This window comes from Paenibacillus alkalitolerans (assembly GCF_016482785.1).
Lineage (GTDB): Bacteria > Bacillota > Bacilli > Paenibacillales > YIM-B00363 > Paenibacillus_AE > Paenibacillus_AE alkalitolerans.
Genome location: NZ_JAEMXM010000037.1, coordinates 1 through 20,679 on the forward strand (window position 1 = coordinate 1; position 20,679 = coordinate 20,679).

Annotated in this window: 20 protein-coding genes; 19 read left to right on the forward strand and 1 reads right to left on the reverse strand. The window is 54.1% G+C overall.

Annotated elements, in window-relative coordinates; all coding sequences use genetic code 11:
• The first annotated feature begins 199 nt into the window (after positions 1-199).
• The 17 genes from JET16_RS28815 (at position 200) to rbsB (ending at position 17,698) form a co-directional block, all read left to right on the forward strand.
• Entirely contained in the window at positions 200-1,024 is an 825-nt protein-coding gene (locus JET16_RS28815) for an ABC transporter permease (protein ID WP_199624602.1), read from the forward strand.
• A gap of 10 nt (positions 1,025-1,034) precedes the next feature.
• Complete coding sequence (locus JET16_RS28820; protein WP_233532422.1) at positions 1,035-2,090, forward strand: ABC transporter ATP-binding protein; 1,056 nt, start codon at positions 1,035-1,037, stop codon at positions 2,088-2,090.
• A gap of 329 nt (positions 2,091-2,419) precedes the next feature.
• Positions 2,420-3,382 carry an extracellular solute-binding protein gene (locus tag JET16_RS28830; protein WP_199624605.1) on the forward strand — a complete coding sequence of 321 codons (963 nt, stop codon included), beginning with the start codon at positions 2,420-2,422 and terminating at the stop codon, positions 3,380-3,382.
• Entirely contained in the window at positions 3,379-4,275 is an 897-nt protein-coding gene (locus JET16_RS28835; protein WP_199624607.1) for an ABC transporter permease, read from the forward strand. Before JET16_RS28830 ends, JET16_RS28835 begins: the two co-directional genes overlap by 4 nt.
• A gap of 40 nt (positions 4,276-4,315) precedes the next feature.
• On the forward strand, positions 4,316-5,629 hold the full coding sequence (locus JET16_RS28840) for a hypothetical protein (protein ID WP_199624608.1): 1,314 nt from the start codon (positions 4,316-4,318) through the stop codon (positions 5,627-5,629).
• The gene (locus tag JET16_RS28845; RefSeq protein ID WP_199624609.1) at positions 5,622-6,101 is read left to right on the forward strand and encodes a hypothetical protein; all 480 of its coding nucleotides are present in this window, start codon (positions 5,622-5,624) and stop codon (positions 6,099-6,101) included. The genes JET16_RS28840 and JET16_RS28845 overlap by 8 nt, the downstream gene beginning before the upstream one ends.
• Before the next feature lie 5 nt (positions 6,102-6,106).
• Positions 6,107-7,216, forward strand: coding sequence for a CehA/McbA family metallohydrolase (locus tag JET16_RS28850; protein WP_325176803.1), 1,110 nt, complete (start codon positions 6,107-6,109; stop codon positions 7,214-7,216).
• A gap of 101 nt (positions 7,217-7,317) precedes the next feature.
• Complete coding sequence (locus tag JET16_RS28855) at positions 7,318-8,409, forward strand: S-layer homology domain-containing protein (RefSeq protein ID WP_199624610.1); 1,092 nt, start codon at positions 7,318-7,320, stop codon at positions 8,407-8,409.
• 180 nt (positions 8,410-8,589) lie between these two features.
• On the forward strand, positions 8,590-9,138 hold the full coding sequence (locus JET16_RS28860) for an RNA polymerase sigma factor (RefSeq protein ID WP_199624611.1): 549 nt from the start codon (positions 8,590-8,592) through the stop codon (positions 9,136-9,138).
• A complete protein-coding gene (locus JET16_RS28865; RefSeq protein ID WP_199624612.1) occupies positions 9,135-10,304 on the forward strand; it encodes an anti-sigma factor family protein in 1,170 nt (389 codons plus the stop codon). The genes JET16_RS28860 and JET16_RS28865 overlap by 4 nt, the downstream gene beginning before the upstream one ends.
• A 287-nt stretch (positions 10,305-10,591) precedes the next feature.
• Positions 10,592-11,641 carry a DNA polymerase III subunit delta gene (gene holA / locus JET16_RS28870; protein WP_325176802.1) on the forward strand — a complete coding sequence of 350 codons (1,050 nt, stop codon included), beginning with the start codon at positions 10,592-10,594 and terminating at the stop codon, positions 11,639-11,641.
• Positions 11,642-11,905: 264 nt separating this feature from the next.
• A complete protein-coding gene (locus JET16_RS28875; RefSeq protein WP_199624631.1) occupies positions 11,906-12,922 on the forward strand; it encodes a LacI family DNA-binding transcriptional regulator in 1,017 nt (338 codons plus the stop codon).
• Positions 12,909-13,844, forward strand: a complete 936-nt coding sequence (gene rbsK / locus JET16_RS28880; RefSeq protein WP_199624614.1) for a ribokinase — start codon at positions 12,909-12,911, stop codon at positions 13,842-13,844. The genes JET16_RS28875 and rbsK overlap by 14 nt, the downstream gene beginning before the upstream one ends.
• 13 nt (positions 13,845-13,857) lie before the next feature.
• Positions 13,858-14,253 carry a D-ribose pyranase gene (gene rbsD, locus JET16_RS28885; RefSeq protein WP_199624615.1) on the forward strand — a complete coding sequence of 132 codons (396 nt, stop codon included), beginning with the start codon at positions 13,858-13,860 and terminating at the stop codon, positions 14,251-14,253.
• Between the two features lie 12 nt (positions 14,254-14,265).
• Positions 14,266-15,774 carry a sugar ABC transporter ATP-binding protein gene (locus tag JET16_RS28890; RefSeq protein ID WP_199624616.1) on the forward strand — a complete coding sequence of 503 codons (1,509 nt, stop codon included), beginning with the start codon at positions 14,266-14,268 and terminating at the stop codon, positions 15,772-15,774.
• Entirely contained in the window at positions 15,764-16,720 is a 957-nt protein-coding gene (locus JET16_RS28895) for an ABC transporter permease (RefSeq protein WP_233532424.1), read from the forward strand. Before JET16_RS28890 ends, JET16_RS28895 begins: the two co-directional genes overlap by 11 nt.
• A 30-nt stretch (positions 16,721-16,750) precedes the next feature.
• On the forward strand, positions 16,751-17,698 hold the full coding sequence (gene rbsB, locus JET16_RS28900; protein ID WP_199624617.1) for a ribose ABC transporter substrate-binding protein RbsB: 948 nt from the start codon (positions 16,751-16,753) through the stop codon (positions 17,696-17,698).
• A 252-nt stretch (positions 17,699-17,950) separates the two neighbouring features.
• On the opposite strand, the gene rpsT is transcribed toward rbsB, so the two are convergent.
• A complete protein-coding gene (rpsT, locus tag JET16_RS28905) occupies positions 17,951-18,223 on the reverse strand; it encodes a 30S ribosomal protein S20 (RefSeq protein WP_199624618.1) in 273 nt (90 codons plus the stop codon).
• A gap of 173 nt (positions 18,224-18,396) precedes the next feature.
• On the opposite strand from rpsT, the gene gpr reads away from it, so the two are divergent.
• Together gpr and JET16_RS28915 are read left to right on the forward strand one after the other, a co-directional pair.
• Positions 18,397-19,398, forward strand: a complete 1,002-nt coding sequence (gene gpr / locus JET16_RS28910) for a GPR endopeptidase (protein WP_199624619.1) — start codon at positions 18,397-18,399, stop codon at positions 19,396-19,398.
• A 135-nt stretch (positions 19,399-19,533) separates the two neighbouring features.
• Positions 19,534-20,511, forward strand: coding sequence for a LacI family DNA-binding transcriptional regulator (locus JET16_RS28915; RefSeq protein ID WP_199624620.1), 978 nt, complete (start codon positions 19,534-19,536; stop codon positions 20,509-20,511).
• Positions 20,512-20,679: the final 168 nt, after the last annotated feature.

Sequence of the window (20,679 nt, forward strand, 5' to 3'; positions counted from 1 at the left end):
AGGGCTTTCTTCAAACTGTCCACCAACAAGGTCACAGTTCAGGTCACAGTTCACGCAAAACTTCCCGGCGGTTTTTTGTTGCAATTTGACGCTCCTTTTACAAATCTAAAGAATTAATTTTACATGTCCATTCTATGATGAATCTATAAGATGTCTATACATCTTTCGTGCAAAGCTATTTTAGAAAAGAGGTCTACATATGGGTTGGTATCTGCGAGCGGTCGGCAAGCGGAAAATCATAGAGTTTGTTTTACTGACGATCTTCGTCGTCTTCTTTCTCGGGCCGCTCATCAACTTGCTTTTGCTCGCATTTTCCGGCAAGTGGCAGTACCCGGCGCTGCTGCCCCAAGCTTGGTCGTTGGAATGGTGGAGCTTTGTTTTATCGAAGGATGAGGTTGTAGAGTCCATTTCCTTGTCTTTTCTCATCGCGATCGTCGTGACGCTCCTCTCGGTGGCGCTCTGTATCCCGGCCGCTTACGCGTTCGCGCGAATTCGCTTTCCGCTGAGCCGATGGTTTCTATTCTCGTATTTATTAACGAACGCTTTCCCGAAGATGGGATTGTACGTATCAATAGCGGTGTTGTTTTATAAGGTGGGACTTATGAACACATTCTTGGGCGTCGTGCTAATACACATCGTCAACACGCTCATGTTTATGACGTGGATTCCGGCGGCGGCGTTCAAGAGCGTCCATCAAGCGCAGGAGGAATCGGCACGGGACGCGGGCGCGGGTCCGTTCCGCGTATTTTGGCACGTAACGCTGCCGATGGCGCTGCCCGGCATTATCGTCGCTTCGATCTTCACGTTTCTCTCATCGCTTGACGAAGCGCAAGGCACTTTCTTAGTCGGCATCCCCGACTTCAAGACGATGCCGTTGATTATGTACGCCATTGTAGAGGATTATCCGAGCACCGCCGGAGCCGTATTTTCCGTAATCCTCACACTTCCGACGATCATACTCCTGCTTGCGGCGCGGCGATTCGTAAGCGCGGATGTTATGTCCAGCGGATTTCATATGAAATAGGGGGAAAAAGATGCCGATGAGCGATGCCAAGTCGATTCAGTTGTCCATTACCGGTTTGACGAAAGTATACAGAAGCGGCGAAGGAGTGCGCGATTTCTCCCTTCACGTGAATAAGGGCGAGCTTGTTACGCTGCTCGGACCTTCCGGCTGCGGGAAGACGACCGTGCTGCGCACGATCGGCGGATTTCTGGAGCCGGACGCCGGCGACGTGCGAATCGAGGGAGAAAGCGTGCTCCATCTGCCTCCGGAAAAACGTCCGACGGCAATGGTGTTCCAGAGCTACAATCTTTGGCCGCATATGAATGTGTTTGACAATCTTGCATTCGGACTTAAGCTGCGCAAATTCAAGAAACAAGAGATTAAAGAAAGGGTCGCGTATGCGCTTGACCTTGTCAGGCTGCCCGGCAGCGAGAAGAAGTACCCGTCCCAGCTGTCCGGCGGACAGCAGCAGCGGGTAGCCGTTGCGAGAGCGCTGCTGCTCGAGCCGAAGGTGCTGCTGCTCGATGAACCCTTTTCGGCTCTAGATGCGAAGCTGAGACTGGAAATCCGCGAGGAGCTTCGCGACATTCAAGCCGCCAACAAGCTGACGATGGTGTTCGTCACGCACGATCAGGAGGAAGCGCTGTCCATCTCCGACCGGATCGTCGTGATGAACGGCGGCAGCTCGGAGCAGATTGCAACGCCTCAAGATATTTACGACCATCCCGATACGTTGTTTGTCGCCGAGTTTATCGGCCGCATGAATTTCCTCGCCGGACAAGCCGCCGGTGAGCATATCCGGATGCAGACGGTCGCTTTTCGCAATGACAAGGGCTTGTCCGGCAATGTGAAAATAGCGGTGCGGCCTGAAGACGTTCAACTGCTTCCGGACGAATCGGCACAAGAAGGTCTGCCGGGTACGATCCGCCAAGTGATGGTGCTGGGACATTATGCCGAAGTGTCCGTCGATACGGCGGCCGGCGTCACGAAGGCGTTCGTGCCGAGGGAAGAAGCGAGAAGCTTGCATCCCGGCAGCACGGTAACAATCGGTTTCACGCGGGCTACCGCTTATGCTGTCCCATCTTAAAACATATTTAGGAGGAGAAAGAGGAATGAAGAGAAACACAATGCTGCCGATCGTAATTAGTTTGATGCTGGCGCTCTCCGCTTGCGGCGGCGGGACTAGTCCCAGCGCCCCAGCTTCTGCCGGTGCCGCAGAGCAAGACAGCGGTAACCAAGAAGCGGCGCCGCAGGAACCGACGGAAATTTCGTTCTATTTTACAGGCTCGCTCAATGTGAAAGAACTATGGGAAACGCTTGTTCCGATGTTTGAAGAGAAAAACAAGAACGTGAAAGTGAAGCTCGTTCACATTNGGCTCGCTCAATGTGAAAGAACTATGGGAAACGCTTGTTCCGATGTTTGAAGAGAAAAACAAGAACGTGAAAGTGAAGCTCGTTCACATTCCGTCCGGCCAAGGAGGCCAATCGACGCTTGACCGGTTGTTGGCTGCGAAAGAAGCGGGACAAAAGTCGGTCGACATCGACCTGTATGAAGCGGGCATCAACGACTTGCTCGTAGGCGAGAAGAACGGCTTGTTCCATAAGCTTGATACAGAAAGCATTCCGAACATTGCGAAAGTGGACGAGAACTATATGAAGGACGTCAACAGCATGGCCATTCCGTACCGGGCGTCCTCCGTCATTCTCGCGTATAACGGCGAGAAAGTGGCCAACCCGCCGCAAACCGCGGAACAATTGTACGAATGGATCCGCAGCAACCCGAGCCGCTTCGCTTATAACGACCCGGCAACCGGCGGCTCCGGCAGCTCGTTCGTCGTTACCGCGATCTACAATTTCTTGCCGCCCGAGGCGATGCACAGTCAAGATCCCGCCATTATGGAACAGTGGGACCAAGGGTTTAACCTGTTGAAAGAATTGCATCCGTTCATGTATATGGAAGGAATCTACCCGAAGAAAAACCAAGGAACGCTTGACCTGCTTGCCAACGGAGAGGTGGACATGATTCCGGCATGGTCCGATATGGCGCTCGAGCAAATCAACAAGAAGCTGTTGCCGGAAACGACGAAGCTGACACAGATCGAACCCGCGTTCACGGGGGGGCCGACATTGCTGATGATTCCGGAAATGTCCGCGAAGAAAGAAGCGACGTACCAGTTCCTCGATTTCGTATTGTCCCAAGAAGCCCAAGTAGTCATTGTGAATAATATGTTCGGCTATCCGGGAATCAAGTGGAGCGAAATGCCTGGCGACCTGCAGAAGAAATTCGAAAGCGTGGCGAAAGGATACCGTCAGTTCCAAGGCGGAGAGCTCGGTTCCGAAATCAACAAGCGTTGGCAAGAGGAAGTTGCGGCGCAATGAGCGGGAAAACGATCGCGGCCGCGACGCGGCCAAAGGCGGCGCGACGCAGTCCGGGCAAGGAAGTTAAACAAGGAGCGGCGGGATTACTGATGGTAATCCCCTCCTTCTTGTTGCTTCTTTTTATGGTGATCATCCCGATCCTTACTTCGGTGCGGGAGAGCGTGACCGACGAGAACGGGCTGTTTACGTTGGAACACTACGCGAGTCTGTTTACAAGCAAAGCCATGCGTTCGAATATTTTGTTCACGCTTAACTTGACGACTACAAGCTCTGTCCTGGCCCTGCTCATCAGCTACGCCGCGGCGGTGTATCTTCGTTTCGGAACCGGGCGGACAGCGGACATGATCCGTAAGCTGTACTTGATCCCCATGTTCGTTCCATCCGTCATCGCAACCTATGGGATTATGAATATGTACGGCAATCACGGGTGGATTGCCAGGGTGATTGAAGCGTTCGGCGGCGAAGGTTTTGTGCGGATCATTTTCGACTATAAAGGACTTCTTCTTGCAAACTTATGGTTTAACGTTCCGTTCGCGACAATGCTTCTCCACGCGGCTCTTTCCGGCATACCGAATTCGATGATCGAGAGCGCGAAAGACGCCGGCGCGGGGAAGCTGGCGGTGTTCTTAAAATTCGTTCTGCCGCTCACCTTCAAATCGATGCTCGTTGCCTCAACGTTCATCTTTATGGGCGTCATCGGCAGCTTCACGGCTCCGTTCCTGATAGGACCGAATGCGCCGCAGGTGCTCGGCGTTGCGATGCAGCAAGTATTTTCCGTATACCAGGAAATCGGCCAGGCGAGCGCGATCGCCGTATTTATGTTCGCGCTTTGCGCAGTGATGGGCTACTTTTACATTCACAGCATGATTAAAGAAGATTCGGCGGCCAGGTGAAAAATGTTCCCAAAAACCCGAAGCGGGAGGAGAAGTGAACATGAAGACGTTGGAGGTTCAGGGAGCGCCGAATGTGAAGCTGACGAAGTACAGCGGGTGGACCCATGAGTTTGAGTGGAGCGCGGCGGGATTTTTGGAGCTCACGCTTACGATTCGCGCCGACAGCGATTGGAGTGTAACGGACCGGGAGTCCGCTCTCATCGATATTCATCTGGACGGGGTCTACAATCAGACGGTTATTACGCATATGGGCGAGCGGGATTTCCCGTATGTCCGGCTGCTCGGTTGGGTGGAAGCGGGAGAGCATAAGCTTTCGCTTGCGTTCTCGCGTTATTCGTCTCCGCTAGCGCAGGAAGCGGCGCTTGTCTCGTTTCGCATCGAACGAATAGAGGCGGATTCGGAGAAAGCGCTCGTATACAAGCATGCTCCCGTGCTGCATTACCGGCAGCTTGCGCATCCGTACGAGAGCCGGTATACGGATACGCCGATGTTAACGTTCTATTTGACGTATGAAGAAGCGGGACTTTCCGTCATTGAATATCATACGCTGTACAGCCACGAGGATGAAGGGACGGCCGCTCCGCTGCTCATGTCGAAATGGGGCCGGCTCACCGACATCGAATGGGCGTACCGAGTGTATCTTAATGCGGAAGGCGGCGTAGTGAAAGCGGAGTATCAAGGGCCGCATCATAAGACGACGACGTTCGCGGGAGGCTATGCGCTTGGCGGACATCCCGTGCTGCAAGCGGCTACCGGCAACGGCAACGTTACGGATGAACCGCTGTCTCATTGTAGATGCTTGCTGCCGCCCGTATATCGTTGGCATCCGGAGTCGGAACCGCGGGAGAGGGTAATGGACTTATATCCGTTCACGTATCAGATGATGTGCTGGGAGCTGCGGCGGCAAGCGCGCTGGGAGTCGCCCGCCGATTCGGACACGATCCAGCTTGCCGATCCGAGATCATATCTATACGTCCAGACCTCTAAATACGGCGTAGACCGAAGCTTGAAGACATCCGTAGACATTCAGGTAAAGCTGACAGGCGAGCCGCGTTGGTATTCGAGCAGCTTCGGCGACCGGCGGGCTGGTTCGTTTCGCGCGGCGTACGATGGTCCTTACGAGCGATTCTCGACGGCCGTGAAGCTTCCGGACGGGATGTCCGTCGATCGAATTGAGGAAATTCGCGTCTCGCTGCTGCCGGGTGGAGAAGATCGCATGACGGTGAAGGGCTTGAAGGCCTTTTTCTTGGATGAGAGCTTTTTGCCTGGTGATGCGTTGATGACGGATATTATTGTCGATGTGACGGCCGATGAGCCGTCAGCAACGTTATGGAAGGGAAACCGCAATGGGTAATGTGCTGTTGTTCAAAGCTTCAAACGAGCTGTCCGCTTGCTGCCGGCAGAGCCATACGGTGCACCGCTTCAATGTGCCGACCGGAGCGGAGCGGTTGATTGTCCGCTTTTCTTATGCGCCGAAACGGGCTTCGGACGTTCCGCGCGGCAAGCGTCTGATAGAAGCGGCTGTTCGGAAGTACGAGGAACCGGATGATTACGAGCGGTTGTTAGAGCGATATACAATCGATACGCTGCAAAATTTGTTAACGGTGTCTATCGACGATCCGGCCGGTTTTCGCGGCGCCGCGCACCGGCCATCACCGGAGCAGACGATCGTCCTTGGAGAGAGCGGCGCTTCGCCGGGCTTTATTGCCGGGACAATTCGATCCGGGTTTTGGGAAGTGACGGTGAGCGTACACGAGATTGTAACCTCGACGTGCATGTACAGACTAGCCGTGGAGGCGGAGGGTTTAGGGGAGGACCGGACTTGAATACAGTGATGAGTGCGGCCGGCTTCCGCTGGATTGCGTGCGAGCTGCATACGCATACGGTGCACAGCGACGGCGACCACACGGTGACGGAGCTTGCCGAGAGAGCGAAGCGCCTCGGTTTTGACTGGATTGCGTTGACCGATCACAATACGGTTAGCGGACTGCTCGAACGGGATACGGCAGAGCGGCGGAGCGGGTTGCGCATCGCAAGAGGGATGGAATGGACGACCTTCTACGGTCATATGCTTACGCTCGGCTACGACGCCGGCGACTATGTCGATTGGCGAGTTATGGGACCGGAGGACATACATCGGGGTATTGAACAAGTGCATCGGTTAGGCGGTATTGTAGGGGTTGCGCATCCTTTTCGAATCGGGAATCCTGTTTGCACCGGCTGTTACTGGGAGTTTCTCGTCAACCGCTGGAGCGACGTCGATTATGTGGAGGTATGGAACGGACCGTTCCCATCGGTGCGGCGCGAGAATGTCCGGGCTTTCCGATTCTGGACCCGCCTGCTTAACGAGGGCTGCCGCATTCCGGCCATTAGCGGCCGGGATTGGCACCGGACGGCGCCGGATGACGGACCGGTGTCGGTGACGTACATCGGCTTGGAGGATAACGGTGAGGAAACGACCGAAGGGCGGTTGCTGCAAGCGATTCGGGAAGGCCGCGCAGCGGTTACGACAGGTCCGTTGTTGACGCTGCAGGTTACTACCGAATCCGGGCAACGGTTTCGAATCGGCGATACCGTTCGGGTTGGGGCGAGCGGCTCGGTGTCGGGTAGCGCCTCCACTATAGTTACCGTTCGGCTTGAGGTTCGCTGCGACGTCCGGTCCGGACACTGGGCGTTATCGCATCCGTCGATGAATCTTCGTGTTGCCGGGAGCGACGGGTTTTGCGCGGAGGAGATACTTGAACAGTCGGGGAACTACATTTGCGCGGACTTTGAGCTTGATGCGTCCCGGCTGTCATGGCTGCGTGCGGAGTTGTACGGGGAGATGAACGGAGTCTCGACTTTATTGGCTTTTACAAATTGCATCTATTTCGAAACGAGCGGGACTACTTTCTCTGAATTGACGTACAAACTACCTTCTTATAATTTCTTCATGAATTAGGCGGCGCCGTATCCCCATAAATGCGTCATACGTATCGAATACATATCATAACGAATTCTTTTTGCAAAAAAAGGTAAAGAGGGACGAAGGAGTGATTTATAATGAAAAAATGGTTTGCCGCGCTCATGACGATTGTGCTGTTTGCCGCACAGCCTGCCTTGTTCCCGTCCGGAGCGGCCGCAGACGGCGTTGAGGGAAACATCGTTTCCGGAGTGCAGTGCTTTGCGGACCAAAAATCCGCGAAGAAGAAAGGCAATATCACGTACCACGTTATTGCGCATTCGGTAAACAACAAAAATTCGGATAAGGCATGGGTCAAGGTTAAGGTTCATGGAGCCGCCGAAGTTGACGGCGATCTTCAGGATGGAGTTTGGGATGAAGCGAACGGCACCGTTCAATGGAAAGTGAAGAGCGGCATGGGCGCCGACGTCTATCACTTGAACTTGAAAGTGCGGGAAGACGCAAGCGATCAAGTGACGGTGGGCTGCTACGTGGAAATCGACGGAAAAGTGACCGTTCAAGGCAAAGACGTAACGATCGGCATCGGAACGGAAATACACCAGCCTGTCTTTAACGGTTATCCCGACGGCACGTTCCGGCCGAAGGCCGCGATGACTCGCGCCGAAGCCGCGACCATTGTGGCGAGGGAATTGGACCTTATGGACCGCCCCGAATCACGCGCTTTCACGGATGTTCCAAGCGGCCATTGGGCGAAAGTGTATATCGAGAAAGCGGCTGGAGCAGGTTATATGGTTGGCGACGGGAAGAGGTTCCGTCCGGAAGATCCTGTAACGCTTGCCGAATGGATCGCCGTCACGCTGCGTATCAAGGGCATTCGCGGAGTGCCGATTGAGAACGGCATTCTTGATGCGATCGACGGCAAATGGTACGCGAACGATGCAAAAACCGCAATATCTCTCGGTTATTTTGTTCCTCGAGGAGCGGAGGTCATCGCATTCGAATCGGCAGTTTCCAGGGAGGTCGTGGCGCAGTTGTTCGCGATTTCGTTGTACCGGGGCGAGCTGACCGACGGGGAAACGAAGGTGGTACAGCATTGGCCGGACGTGCCGAGGTCGTCTCTTCGGTTCGGATGGGTGGAAGAGCTGTCGCTCGTAGCGCATGAATCCGAGCAGCTTGGCGGATTGAAAGAATCGTTGGTACGGTATTTGCCGGAAGAAACGGAACCTTTTTAATCAAATAGTTGGAAAATGACGGCTCTGTTCGCGTACTGGCGAAAGAGCCGTTATTTTTATGCCTCTATGGAATGAAAAGTTTCTACACGAGAAGCTAAATGTCTGATACTCTTAAAAAGGTTTGCAACATAATTAATTGATATTACGTCAGTATAGTTGCAAGAAAGGGGGAGGCAACTCTTGGTGGAGCAAGATCTGATCAGAGCCGCTCAATCGGGCGATCGCGACGCCCTAATCACTCTCTTGCGGGAGATTGAGACGCACGTATACCGTACGGCTTACTATATTTTGAATAATGAGCAAGATGCGATGGACGCCGCACAGGAGGCGTTAATCCGCATATACACCAAGATTGATTCATACGAGGAGAAAGCTCAGTTTAAGACGTGGGTGCAGCGCATCGTGACGAACATATGTATAGATAAGTTTCGCCGTGCGAAAGCGTCCGTGTCGATAGAGGAACACAATATGGTGTTCGAAACGGAAGACAACGTAGAACACGAAGTGATGTCGTCATACGCGGCCAAAGATATTCGGGAGGCGATCAATCAACTGCCCGAGCATCACCGAACCGTCGTTGTGCTCCGATATATGCAGGATTTTTCATATAACGAGATCGCCGATTCGCTGGGACTCCCTCTTAATACGGTGAAATCTTATCTTTTCCGGGCCAGACGACAACTACAAGCTCTCTTAAAAGAGTATCAGAAAGGGGGTGTTCGGGGATGAGATGCGAAGAGGTGATGGAATTGATGCAAAGACACCTGGATCGGGACTTGAATGGAGAAGAAACAAACAAGATGAACAAACACGCCGAAGATTGTTCGGAATGTTCGGATATGTTGGAACGGCTGGAACGGTTGAATGAGGATCTGGAAAATTTGCCGAAGGTGACTCCGGAGTACAGCCTGGTGGATTCGATTTTGCCGAAATTGCAAGAGATCGACGCCGCCGGTTCTGCGGGCGACGCTCAAGCCGCCTCGCTGGAAAAGAACGCCGGGGAAAGCGCGCCCCTTCCGCCGCGCCGTAACCGGCCGCTCGCGTTCCGCTCGCCGGCTTGGAAAGCCGCGGGTGTTGTCGCTGCGGGGTTGCTGATCGGCGTCATGATATTTAACGGGCTGCCTAAAACGTATCAAAACCAAAACGCCGGCTCCGCAAACGAGTCTTCGGCCGCCTCTGAAGAAAGTATAACGGGAGATGCCGCGGCGGCGGGATCCGCTTCGGCATTTTCGACGGAATCCGCGGAGCAGCACGGTTCGGCGGATGCGTCTGCGGCGGAAGCAGCCAAGGAGGATGCTCCGGTGAACCGCGCACTTGAGGCCGAGTCGCAATCCACCCCCTCCGACGTCAACGACCAATATGGCGATCAAGTTGCAAGCGATGGTAACGAAGCGAAGGTTAAGGGGGCGAATCCTTCGAACCCGGACAGCGGAGGGCAGGCGGAGTCCAGTCAGGCGGTTGAGGGCGGCGGCGAAGCTCCCCAAGAAATTGCAAAATCGGAGAAGTCCGCGCCTGCTGCTGAGCCCGGTATGAGGCAAGGGGATAAATACGGCATTGCGTCGGAGCCATCGGCAGCGCCTCCGGCGGAAGAAGACCGGGCAGGCTCGGAGAACGCCGTTCCCACATCCGGCTCGCAGCCCGCGGCCTTGACCAATGAAGACGGCACCTTGCACGCATATGTGGAAGCGCGGCGGGACGGAACCTATGGCGTAATGATTGCGGACAATGACGGGAAGCCGGTATTTGTATCCGAACGTTCATGGAGTGCTGACGCCGCCATCCGGATGCAGGCATGGAAGGGAGACACGCTGCAATATTCGGTCGAGTCGGCGGGCGCAACCCATACGTTCGCCATCGATGCAAAGGCGAAAACGGAAACGGAGTTCAAAGAATAAAAATTTCAAAAGATAACAAATATAACCACGCACAATCTCCAGGGGAATTGCGTATAGTGTAGCAACAATAACCGTCCCCGCGGTATAGCCATTCAAGCGGAGGTTCCTAGGTCTTCCGCTGGAGTGTTTATATAGATGTGCTGGGACGGAGGGATCGCGTCAAAGGCGGGCGGATGTTCGCTTTGGCGCGGTCCTTTCGTTTTTTTATTTGGGATTTGACCTTGGCGGCGGGTATTGGATAACATGAAGGGAAGTCAATTATATCGAACATGCCAGGAGGCATTGCGGTGGCGGATTATAAGCAAGCGGCGCGGGACGTGCTGAAGGGCGCCTTTAAGCCGGTCTACGTGCTGTACGGAACGGAAACTTACGTTATGGGGGAATGGCTGGAGCTGTTGACGGAGCGCGTAGTGGAGCCGGGAACGAAAGATTTCGCGTTAAGCAAATACGACCTGTACGATACGCCTTTGGAGCAGGTGATCGAGGATGCGGAAACGATGCCGTTCCTTGCTTCTCGCAAACTGGTGATTGCGGCGAACGCGCAATTTTTTACAGGGGGCAAAGACACATCGAAAGCGGAACACCGGACGGAGCTGCTTCAAAGATACATAGAGACGCCGTCCGACACCTCGGTGCTTGTGTTTACCGTGGGCGCCGATAAGCTCGACGAGCGCAAGAAAATCGTCAAATCGCTCAAACAATCGGATGCAATCATTCGTTTCGCCCCGCTTACGCCGGGCGAATTATCCGTTTGGGTCGCAAAGAAAGCTTCCGGATGGAATGTCCGTATGGACGACGATGCGGTACAAGCCTTGTTGGAGCGCGTAGGCGGAAATTGCTCGACGCTTGCGGCCGAGATGGAGAAGATGTCGCTGTACGTCGGTACGGGAAACGACATTACCCGCGCCGTAGTCGAGGAGCTATCCGTTCGGACCACGGAACAAAACGTATTTCTGCTGGTGGAGGAAATCGCCAAATTGCGCCCCGAGAAGGCAATTACCATACTGCACGACTTGTTGAAGGAGAAAGAAGAGCCCATCAAGCTGCTTGCGCTTATCGTCCGGCAATTCCGTATGATGCTCGGCGCAAAAGAGTTGACGCGGCAAGGGTTTTCGCAAGCCCAGATCGCATCGCAGCTGGGCGCCCATCCGTTCGCCGTCAAGCTGGCCGCCGAGCAAGCGAAACGGTACAAGACGGAGACACTCGAGCGAATCATTGCGGAACTGGCCGATTTGGATTACGGCATGAAAACCGGCAAAATCGACAAAGTGTTGGGGTTGGAATTGTTTATTTTGCGCCTTGGCGCCGCTGTTTCCGGAGCTGCGGCCGGGCAATGACAAGCGGCGCGGCGTTGTAACGGACAAAAGCGCCGTATTCTCTATCCCTGCAGCATGCGAGCAAAGCTCCATGCTTTTTTTGTCATTCATAAAAACAGTCGCAATCGAAAGCGGTTGCATTTTTAGAGACACCGTGCTATATTGTTGGTGTGGAAACGGTACCATATTGATTAAAGAGTAATGAATATTAGTCGTAACTAAGCAATTATGAGTGAATACCGATTATTGTGGTAGCGTTACCATGGGAGCCGAGGGGTGATCGTTATATCGACGATTCGTGACGTGGCCAAGCTGGCCGGCGTTTCCGTTTCGACCGTATCGAGGTTTTTGAATAAGAGCGGTTATGTGAACGCGGAAACGGAGCGGCTGATTAAGGACGCCATTGAGAAATTAAATTATTCGCCGAACGAGGTTGCCCGGGGATTGGCCGGCAAGAAGACGAACACCATCGCTCTTATTCTTCCGGACATCTCGAACCTGTTCTTTTCGGATTTGGCGCGGGCGGTGGAGGATGTTGCCGCGACATACGGATATACGGTCATCTTCGGAAATTCGGACGACCAGGGAACGAAGGAAAGAAGATACATCGAAACGCTCAAGAAAAAGTATATTGACGGAATCATTTTCGCTTCCAACACGTTGAGCCGTGAAGACTCGGAAATGCTGGCGAAGCTCGGCATCCCTTTCGTATGCCTGGACCGCGGTCCGTCCGAGAAGAACGGCAGCGTCGTCCGGTCCAAGAACAAGGAAGGCGCCGTTATGGCCGTCCGGCATTTGCTGGACGTGGGATGCCGCAAAATAGCCCATATATACGGTCCTCAGGATTTGATTACGGGGAAAGAGAGGCTAAACGGTTATGTGCAATCGGTGCAGGTGTTCGAATGGTACACGCCGACGCTGCTTGAACCGGGCGATTTCCGGATTGCCGGAGGAATGGCGGCGACCGAAAGGCTGCTGGAACGGCATCCCGATATCGACGGAATATTCGCCGGCAACGATCTGATGGCGGTCGGAGCATTAAAGGCGCTTCAACGGAGGGGGATCGCCGTCGGCTGTCAAGTAGCGGTTTGCGGCTTTGACGGAATTCAAACGACGGAGATTACGACGCCGGAACTGACAACGATCGCTCAGCCGATTTACGAGATGGGCGCGCACATATCGCGCCTGCTGATCAAGAAAATCGAAGGCGTGTTGGAAGAAGACCGCATCTACGAGCTTGACGTCAAACTGATCGCCCGCGACTCGACTTTAAGGAGGAAAGTTCCGAATGAACAAGGCTAAGCTGGTTGTCATCGGCAGTCTGAACATGGATATCGTGGTGGAAACCGATCGTTTTCCTCAATTGGGTGAAACGCTGTTGGGCGAACGGGTACGATTCATTCCCGGCGGCAAGGGAGCAAATCAGGCGGTGGCCGGAGCGCGGTTGGGAGCTGAAACGGCGATGATCGGAGCGGTCGGAGACGATGCGTTCGGCGAGGAGCTGCTTCTTAGTCTGAGCGGGAACGGGGTAGATGTGTCAGGCGTGAAACGGGTTGCCGGAACCGCGACCGGAATTGCTTCGATCTATGTCGCGGAAGGGGATAACAGCATTGTGGTCGTTCCGGGAGCGAATTATCGGATGACGCCAGACGACATTGACAGAAACGAGGACAAGCTGGGCGAAGCCGACATCGTGCTGCTTCAGTTGGAAATACCGGTTGACACGGTCGTCTACGCAGCTCGCAAAGCGAAGTCGCTCGGCAAGACGGTCGTTCTGAATCCCGCGCCGGCACAGCCGCTGCCGAAAGAAATATTCGGTTATGTCGACTACATGACCCCGAACCGGACGGAGCTTGCCCGGTATTCGGGGATGGACGCCGAAGGAGACGCGCTGGAAGCCGCCATGAGGCGGATGAAGGAGATGAGCGCGGCTCATATTATCACGACCCTCGGTGCGGACGGCTCGGCTTATTTGACGGACGAAGGCGTCATGCGCCATATCCCCGGCTACAAAGTGCAGGTCGTCGACACGACCGGTGCAGGAGATTGCTATAACGCCGGTCTTGCACTGTCCGTCGGATCCGGACGAAATCTGGAGGAAGCGATTCGCTTCGCATCGCTCGTCTCGGCGCTTGCCGTAACGAAGTTCGGCGCCCAGGCGGGAATGCCGACGAGGGAAGAGGCGTTGGAGTTCGCGGCGCAACAGGCACGGCATAAGACATAGGAGCGGAGAAAGCATGAAGAAAATCGGAATCATCAATAGCGAACTGTCCAAGCTCATCAGCGTGCTAGGACATATGGACACCATCGTGATCGCGGACAGCGGGCTTCCGATTCCGCAGGGCGTAAGGCGGATCGATCTGGCTTTAAAGCGGGGGGTGCCGGGTTATCTGGAGACGCTTGAGACGATATTGGTGGAAATGCAGGTGGAGCGCTACACGTTGGCCGACGAAATGAGGGAAGCGAACCCGGAGCTTTTCAAACAAACGCAGCGCGCGCTGGACGGGGCGGAGGCGGCAAACGTCACCCACGCACAATTCAAGGAGCTTACGAGGCAGGCGAAAGCGGTCATTCGCACGGGCGAGTGTTCGCCGTACGCGAACGTTATTTTGCAATCGGGAGTAACTTTCTAGGAGGGGGAGATCATGACGGCTCAGCTGTTGGAGATGAAAGATATCGACAAAAGCTTTTCCGGAGTCAAAGTGCTGGATAAAGCCCAGTTTTCTCTCGAAAGCGGAGAAGTGCACGCCCTCATGGGAGAAAACGGCGCCGGGAAATCGACATTGATGAAAATATTGAACGGCATCTACTCGCGGGACGGCGGCGCCGTGAAGGTGAGGGGCGTCGACCAGACGTTGTCTTCTCCTTCCGCCGCCCAAAAACTCGGAATCGTGATGATTCATCAGGAGCTTAACCTAATTCCGCACTTGTCCGTGATGGAGAACATCTTTCTCGGCAGGGAATTCACGTTCGGCTCGACCGGGCTGCTCGATTGGCGCAAGATGAAAAGAGAAGCGAACCGTTATTTGTCGCGGCTGGGGTTGACGATCGATCCGGAAACCGTTGTCGGCGAATTGTCCGTCGGTCAGCAGCAGATGGTGGAAATCGCCAAAGCTGTTTCGAATCATGCGGAAATATTGGTTCTGGACGAACCGACAGCCGCCCTGACGGACCGGGAAATCGATGCGCTCTTCGATCTCATCGCTTCTCTCAAGAAGCAAGGAGTAGGCATGGTTTACATTTCCCACCGAATGGAAGAAATATTTCGGATTTGCGACAGGATAACGGTTATGCGCGACGGCCGGTATGCGGGCACCGAACGCGCGGCGGAGACGAATATGGACCAAATCGTCAAGATGATGGTCGGCCGGGAATTGAAGGACAGATATCCGAAGGCGGCGGTTACGCCAGGCGAAGAAAAGCTGAAGGTTGAAGGGCTTTCGCTGAAGGACGTACTGCACGACATTTCTTTCACGGTGCGCGCGGGTGAAATCGTCGGTATTGCCGGGCTTATGGGGGCAGGACGGACGGAGCTGGCGAAGGCGCTCTTTGGCGTAACGCCAATCGACCGGGGAACGCTGTACGTGAACGGAAAGCCGGTCCGCATACGGAAGCCTATCGATGCGATTCGCGCGGGAATCGCCCTCGTGACGGAGGACCGCAAAGGCGAAGGACTGCTGCTCCCGATGTCGGTCAGCGACAATTTGTCCATGCCTAATTTGAAGTCGCTTTCAAGGCTCGGTTTTCTTAGCGGAACCGAACAACGCTCCTTGTCCGAGGCAATGATCAAGCAATTGCTGATAAAAGCGTACGGCGGCGATCAACCGGTCGGGTCGCTAAGCGGCGGGAATCAGCAGAAGGTCGTCATCGGGAAATGGCTGGCGGCAAATCCGCAGCTGTTCATATTGGACGAGCCTACCCGCGGTGTCGATATCGGAGCAAAGAAGGAAATATACGACCTGATAAACAAGCTCGCATCGCAAGGGGTTGCGATTATAATGATCTCTTCCGAACTGCCCGAAGTGCTCGGGATGAGCGACAGGATTTTAGTCATGCACGAAGGCAAACTGACGGGAGAATTTTCAAGGGAAGAAGCTACCCAGGAGAAAATCATGCGCTGTGCGACAGGGGGAGGAGAGCCGCATGCAAGCTGAAGTGACGGGAATTCAGAAATTAAAGCTGTTCAAGATGCAAGGTGTCGGTCCGTTGATCGGGTTATTGTTGATCCTCGTTGTGCTTTCGGTTGCGGCCGAGGACTTTTTGACGGTAAACAATCTGCTCAACGTGCTGCGCCAAATATCCATTAACGCGCTGATCGCGTTCGGCATGACATTCGTCATTTTAACTGGGGGCATCGATCTTTCGGTCGGTTCCATTCTTGCCCTGTCCAGCGCCTTGACCGCAGGCTTGATGGCCGGCGGCACCGATACTTGGCTAGCCGTAATCGCCGGGCTTGGAGCCGGCGCGGCGATGGGAGCGGTGAACGGGCTGTTTATCGCGAAAGGAAGGCTGGCGCCGTTTATCGTCACGCTGGGCACGATGACCGTCTTCCGGGGATTGACGCTGGTGCATACGGATGGGAAGCCGATTACCGGCCTGAACCCGGATTTCGCTCTCTTTGGCAAAGGGTATTTTCTGCAAATTCCAATGCCGATCATTTGGATGGTCATTGCGTTTGCAGTATTATACATCGTTTTGAAGCATACCACTTTCGGCCGCAGGGTCTACGCGATCGGAAGCAACGAGGAGGCGACGTGGCTATCTGGAATTAGCACCTCGAAGGTAAAGATCTTGGTTTACTCCATCAGCGGGTTGCTGGCTGCCGTCAGCGGACTCATCTTGACCTCCAGGCTCAATTCCGCCCAACCTACGGCCGGCATGTCTTACGAGCTGAATGCGATCGCGGCGGTTGTGCTTGGCGGAACAAGTTTATCGGGCGGCAGGGGCATCATTGCGGGAACGCTGATCGGAGCCGTCATTATCGGCGTATTGGACAACGGGCTTAACTTGCTTAACGTGTCCTCGTTTTATCAGCAAGTCGTTAAAGGGGCAGTCATTCTGATCGCTGTGTTGTTCGACCGGGCGAAAAAAAGAAAATAAAACATTCTAACCTTAAAGGAGCGTATGAATATGAAAAAGTGGTCTCTTACATCGTTGATTATATTGGTCGTCGTTGCTCTGCTTGCGGCGTGTTCTACGGAAGGTCCGGAATCGGCCGCGGGTTCGGGCGGCGGGAACGAATCGGCTCCCGCCGGCGGCAAAGTAACGATCGGCTTGTCGATCTCGACCCAGAACAACCCGTTCTTCGTTACGCTTAAAGAAGGAGCCGAAAAAGCGGCCGAAGCGGCCGGCGCGGAGTTGATCGTCGTAGACGCGCAAGACGATTCCGCAAAACAAATCAGCGACATTGAAGACTTGATCGCAAAGAAGGTTAACGTGATTCTCATTAATCCGACGGATGGCGACGCGGTTGTGACCGCGGTAGAGTCTGCCAACAACGCCAATATTCCGGTTATTACGGTCGACCGTTCGGCCAACGGCGGAACGGTCGCGGCCCATATCGCGTCGGATAACGTGAAGGGCGGCGAAATGGCGGGCGAATATATTTTGAAAGCGATTGGCGGCAAAGGGAAAATCGTTGAGCTGCAGGGCACAGCCGGCACTTCCGCAGCGCGCGACCGGGGCGAAGGCTTCCACAAAGCGGTAGACGGAAAAGACGGCGTGGAAGTGGCGGCTTCGCAACCGGCCGATTTCGACCGCGCCAAAGGGCTTTCCGTCATGGAAAACATTCTGCAAAGCAACAGCGATATTCAAGCGGTATTCGCCCATAACGACGAAATGGCGCTCGGCGCACTTCAGGCGATCGAAGCCGCAGGCAAGAAAGGTATTATCGTCGTCGGTTTTGACGCGACTGCCGACGCCGTAGCCGCCGTCGAGAATGGCGCTATGGCTGCTACGATTGCCCAAAAGCCGGAGGAAATCGGTAAGATCGCGGTGGAGACGGCTGTGAAAGTATCTGCGGGCGAGAAGGTGGAAAGCAACATTCCGGTGGAATTGGAACTGGTGACGAAACAATAACGAGTTGCATTGCGGGGGCTGTCCCAAAAGCCATATTTGGCTGGGGGATGGCCCCTTCACCGTATTGAGGCGGGAACAATTGTTACTCTTTTGAGGCTGTCGATTAATTGAGCGCACTAACAACGAACGTGCAACCGAAATTTCTTCGCTTACAGCGTTTGAAAACGGCGTGGCGGCCCGATTTGAAGTTCTCGCGAGCGTAAAAAAATGGTTGAGCAGGGTACGCCCCTATCTCAACCATTCGTCACTTATTTACGCTTGAGCGGACAACTCGTTCACTTTCTTAGCCAAACGAGATTTTTTGCGTGCTGCCGCGTTTTTATGAATTAAGCCTTTCGACACTGCTTTATCCAACTTCTTCGTTGCAGCAAGGAGGGTTTCTTTTGCCTTGTCAACGTCGTTGTGCGTCGTAGCCGTTTCTGCCGCTTTAACTGCAGTACGCAGAGCGGATTTTTGGGAAGCGTTGAGAAGGCGACGCTTTTCGCTTTGTTTCGCGCGTTTCTCAGCGGATTTAATGTTAGGCATACCGTTTCACCTCCTTGATAGACAACCGAACAAGGTGTTTCAAGTCAACTTTTAACATTATAGCTTCGCAGTATCAAAAAAGCAACCTTTTTCTCGCGGCTTGCCGAATAAACGTTCCTCCAAATCCGCAAACTAATGCCAGTTCAGTGTAGGGAAGGGGATGTCAAAAAGGAATGGGAATCGATCTAAGCGCATACTCGGTGCGCACTGACCTGGCACTCGAAGCGAAAGAGATGGCATCGCAAACCCAAGGCGAAAACATACCCGGGGTAAAGACCCAGTCGTTTGAAGACAAAGGCATCTACGTGACAATGATCGAAATTACGTCCCAGCAGGGGGCGGAGGCGCTTGGAAAGCAACCGGGACACTACTTGACGATTGAAGTTCCCGGACTTCGGCAAAAGGACAGCGAATTGCAGGACCGGGTAGCGACGTTGTTCGCCAAAGAGTTCGCAAAATATTTGCAAGAATTGAACATAAATAAAGATGCCAAAATATTGATCGTCGGGCTTGGGAATTGGAACGTGACGCCGGATGCGCTTGGGCCGATCGTCGTGGAAAACCTGATGGTCACGCGGCATTATTTCGAGCTGATGCCGGACCAAGTAGCCCCCGGATACAGGCCGGTCAGCGCCGTGGCGCCGGGAGTGCTCGGAATCACGGGCATCGAAACGAGCGAGATCGTGCAAGGAATAGTGGAGAAGACGAAGCCGGATTTGGTGATCGCTGTCGACGCGCTTGCTTCGAAAGCGCTGGAGCGGGTGAACACGACGATACAAATTGCGGACTCGGGCATCACTCCGGGTTCCGGCATCGGAAACAAGCGCAAAGGATTAACGCAAGACATATTGGGCATACCGGTCATCGCGATCGGCGTTCCGACCGTTGTATACGCGTCGACCATCGTTAACAGCACGATCGAGATGCTCTCGCAAAACTTCGGTAAACAGACGCAGAACACCTCCGCGATTATGGGAATGCTGCCCGACATGACCGAGAACGACCGGCTCAACATGGTGCGCGAGGTTCTGATGCCGAACGGTCATGATTTGCTCGTCACGCCGAAGGAAATCGACCAGTTTATCGAAGACATCGCCAACATCATCGCAAGCGGTCTGAACGCCGCGCTTCATGAAGCGGTGGACAAAAACAACGTGTCGGCGTTTACGCATTAACGGCCGCTGTTCCCGAAGGTTGGTCCCTTCGGGATTTTTTGTATTGCTGCGTTTCGGTTATTGTGGAGACCGGACGAGTTACGTATAATACGGAGCGAGAGGATAGGAACTCGATAAACGGTTGAGGAGCTTCAGATGGCCACGATACATGACGTAGCGAAAAGAGCGGGCGTCTCGGTAACGACGGTGTCCCGCGTGCTGAATAATAGAGGTTACATAAGCGAAGCGACGCGAAGCAAAGTGTACCGTACGATGGAGGAGCTTGATTATCAGCCGAATGAAATCGCCAGATCGCTGCTCCGAAAGCAATCGAATCTGATCGGACTCATTATTCCGAACGTGTCGCATCCGTTCTTCGCGGAATTTGCCGACAGGGTTGAAACCTACGCGTACGAGTGCGGCTTTAAGATCGTGTTATGCAATTCGCAGCTGGATCCCGCGAAAGAACGGGATTATATCGACATGCTCAAACGCAACCGCGTCGACGGCATCATCATGGGGAGCCACACAATGGAAGTCGACGAATACCTCAAGCTTCATTCGCCGATCGTCACGTTCGACCGGCAAATCGGAGGAGACATTCCTGCTGTTTCTTCGGATAATTACCTCGGGGGGGAGCTTGCGGCTAAACATTTGATCGCGAAAGGATGCCGAAAGATCGCGCATATTTGCGGGAATTTGGAACTGAAGCTGATGGCAAACCTCCGCACTGAGGCGTTTATGGATGTCCTTCGGGAGCATGCGGTTGAGTCCGTCGTTATCGAGACGGACATGAACGTATTCGACCAGGTTCAATACGAGCGCATCATGGAGAAGCTTTTCAAGCAGCACCCGGACGTGGACGGGCTTTTCGCAACAAGCGATATTATTGCCGCGACCGCAGTTCGCCATTGCGGCGCCGTCGGCAAGCGCATCCCGGATGACGTCAAGGTTGTCGGATATGACGATGTCGCAGTGGCAAATTGGATCGTGCCTGCCTTGACGACCGTGAGACAACCTATCGGAGAGATGGGCCGGATGGCGGTGGATTTGTTGCGGAAGCAGATGGACGGCGAGGCGGTCGAGCGGTGCAGCGTATTGCCCGTCGAACTGATTGAACGGAGCACAACCTAAGCACTAAATATGGTTTGGAACCGGCCGAAATCCCGCGAGGAGAACGGCTTTTTTTGTGTTTTCGAAAATATGTCAAACGTTAGATATGTCAAACGATTGACATATCTAACGGCGACTTTTATAATGGCACATGAAAGGGATTGTGGAAACCGTTTTCATTACCAAAAA

Excerpts from the sequence above, each read along its gene's own strand:
- JET16_RS28815 (WP_199624602.1), top strand. The coding sequence starts at position 200 with ATGGGTTGGTATCTGCGAGCGGTCGGCAAGCGGAAAATCATAGAGTTT.
- JET16_RS28820 (WP_233532422.1), top strand. The coding sequence starts at position 1,035 with ATGCCGATGAGCGATGCCAAGTCGATTCAGTTGTCCATTACCGGTTTG.
- JET16_RS28830 (WP_199624605.1), top strand. The coding sequence starts at position 2,420 with ATGTTTGAAGAGAAAAACAAGAACGTGAAAGTGAAGCTCGTTCACATT.
- JET16_RS28835 (WP_199624607.1), top strand. The coding sequence starts at position 3,379 with ATGAGCGGGAAAACGATCGCGGCCGCGACGCGGCCAAAGGCGGCGCGA.
- JET16_RS28840 (WP_199624608.1), top strand. The coding sequence starts at position 4,316 with ATGAAGACGTTGGAGGTTCAGGGAGCGCCGAATGTGAAGCTGACGAAG.
- JET16_RS28845 (WP_199624609.1), top strand. The coding sequence starts at position 5,622 with ATGGGTAATGTGCTGTTGTTCAAAGCTTCAAACGAGCTGTCCGCTTGC.
- JET16_RS28855 (WP_199624610.1), top strand. The coding sequence starts at position 7,318 with ATGAAAAAATGGTTTGCCGCGCTCATGACGATTGTGCTGTTTGCCGCA.
- JET16_RS28865 (WP_199624612.1), top strand. The coding sequence starts at position 9,135 with ATGAGATGCGAAGAGGTGATGGAATTGATGCAAAGACACCTGGATCGG.
- rbsK (WP_199624614.1), top strand. The coding sequence starts at position 12,909 with ATGAACAAGGCTAAGCTGGTTGTCATCGGCAGTCTGAACATGGATATC.
- rbsD (WP_199624615.1), top strand. The coding sequence starts at position 13,858 with ATGAAGAAAATCGGAATCATCAATAGCGAACTGTCCAAGCTCATCAGC.
- JET16_RS28890 (WP_199624616.1), top strand. The coding sequence starts at position 14,266 with ATGACGGCTCAGCTGTTGGAGATGAAAGATATCGACAAAAGCTTTTCC.
- JET16_RS28895 (WP_233532424.1), top strand. The coding sequence starts at position 15,764 with ATGCAAGCTGAAGTGACGGGAATTCAGAAATTAAAGCTGTTCAAGATG.
- rbsB (WP_199624617.1), top strand. The coding sequence starts at position 16,751 with ATGAAAAAGTGGTCTCTTACATCGTTGATTATATTGGTCGTCGTTGCT.
- rpsT (WP_199624618.1), bottom strand. The coding sequence starts at position 18,223 with ATGCCTAACATTAAATCCGCTGAGAAACGCGCGAAACAAAGCGAAAAG.
- gpr (WP_199624619.1), top strand. The coding sequence starts at position 18,397 with ATGGGAATCGATCTAAGCGCATACTCGGTGCGCACTGACCTGGCACTC.
- JET16_RS28915 (WP_199624620.1), top strand. The coding sequence starts at position 19,534 with ATGGCCACGATACATGACGTAGCGAAAAGAGCGGGCGTCTCGGTAACG.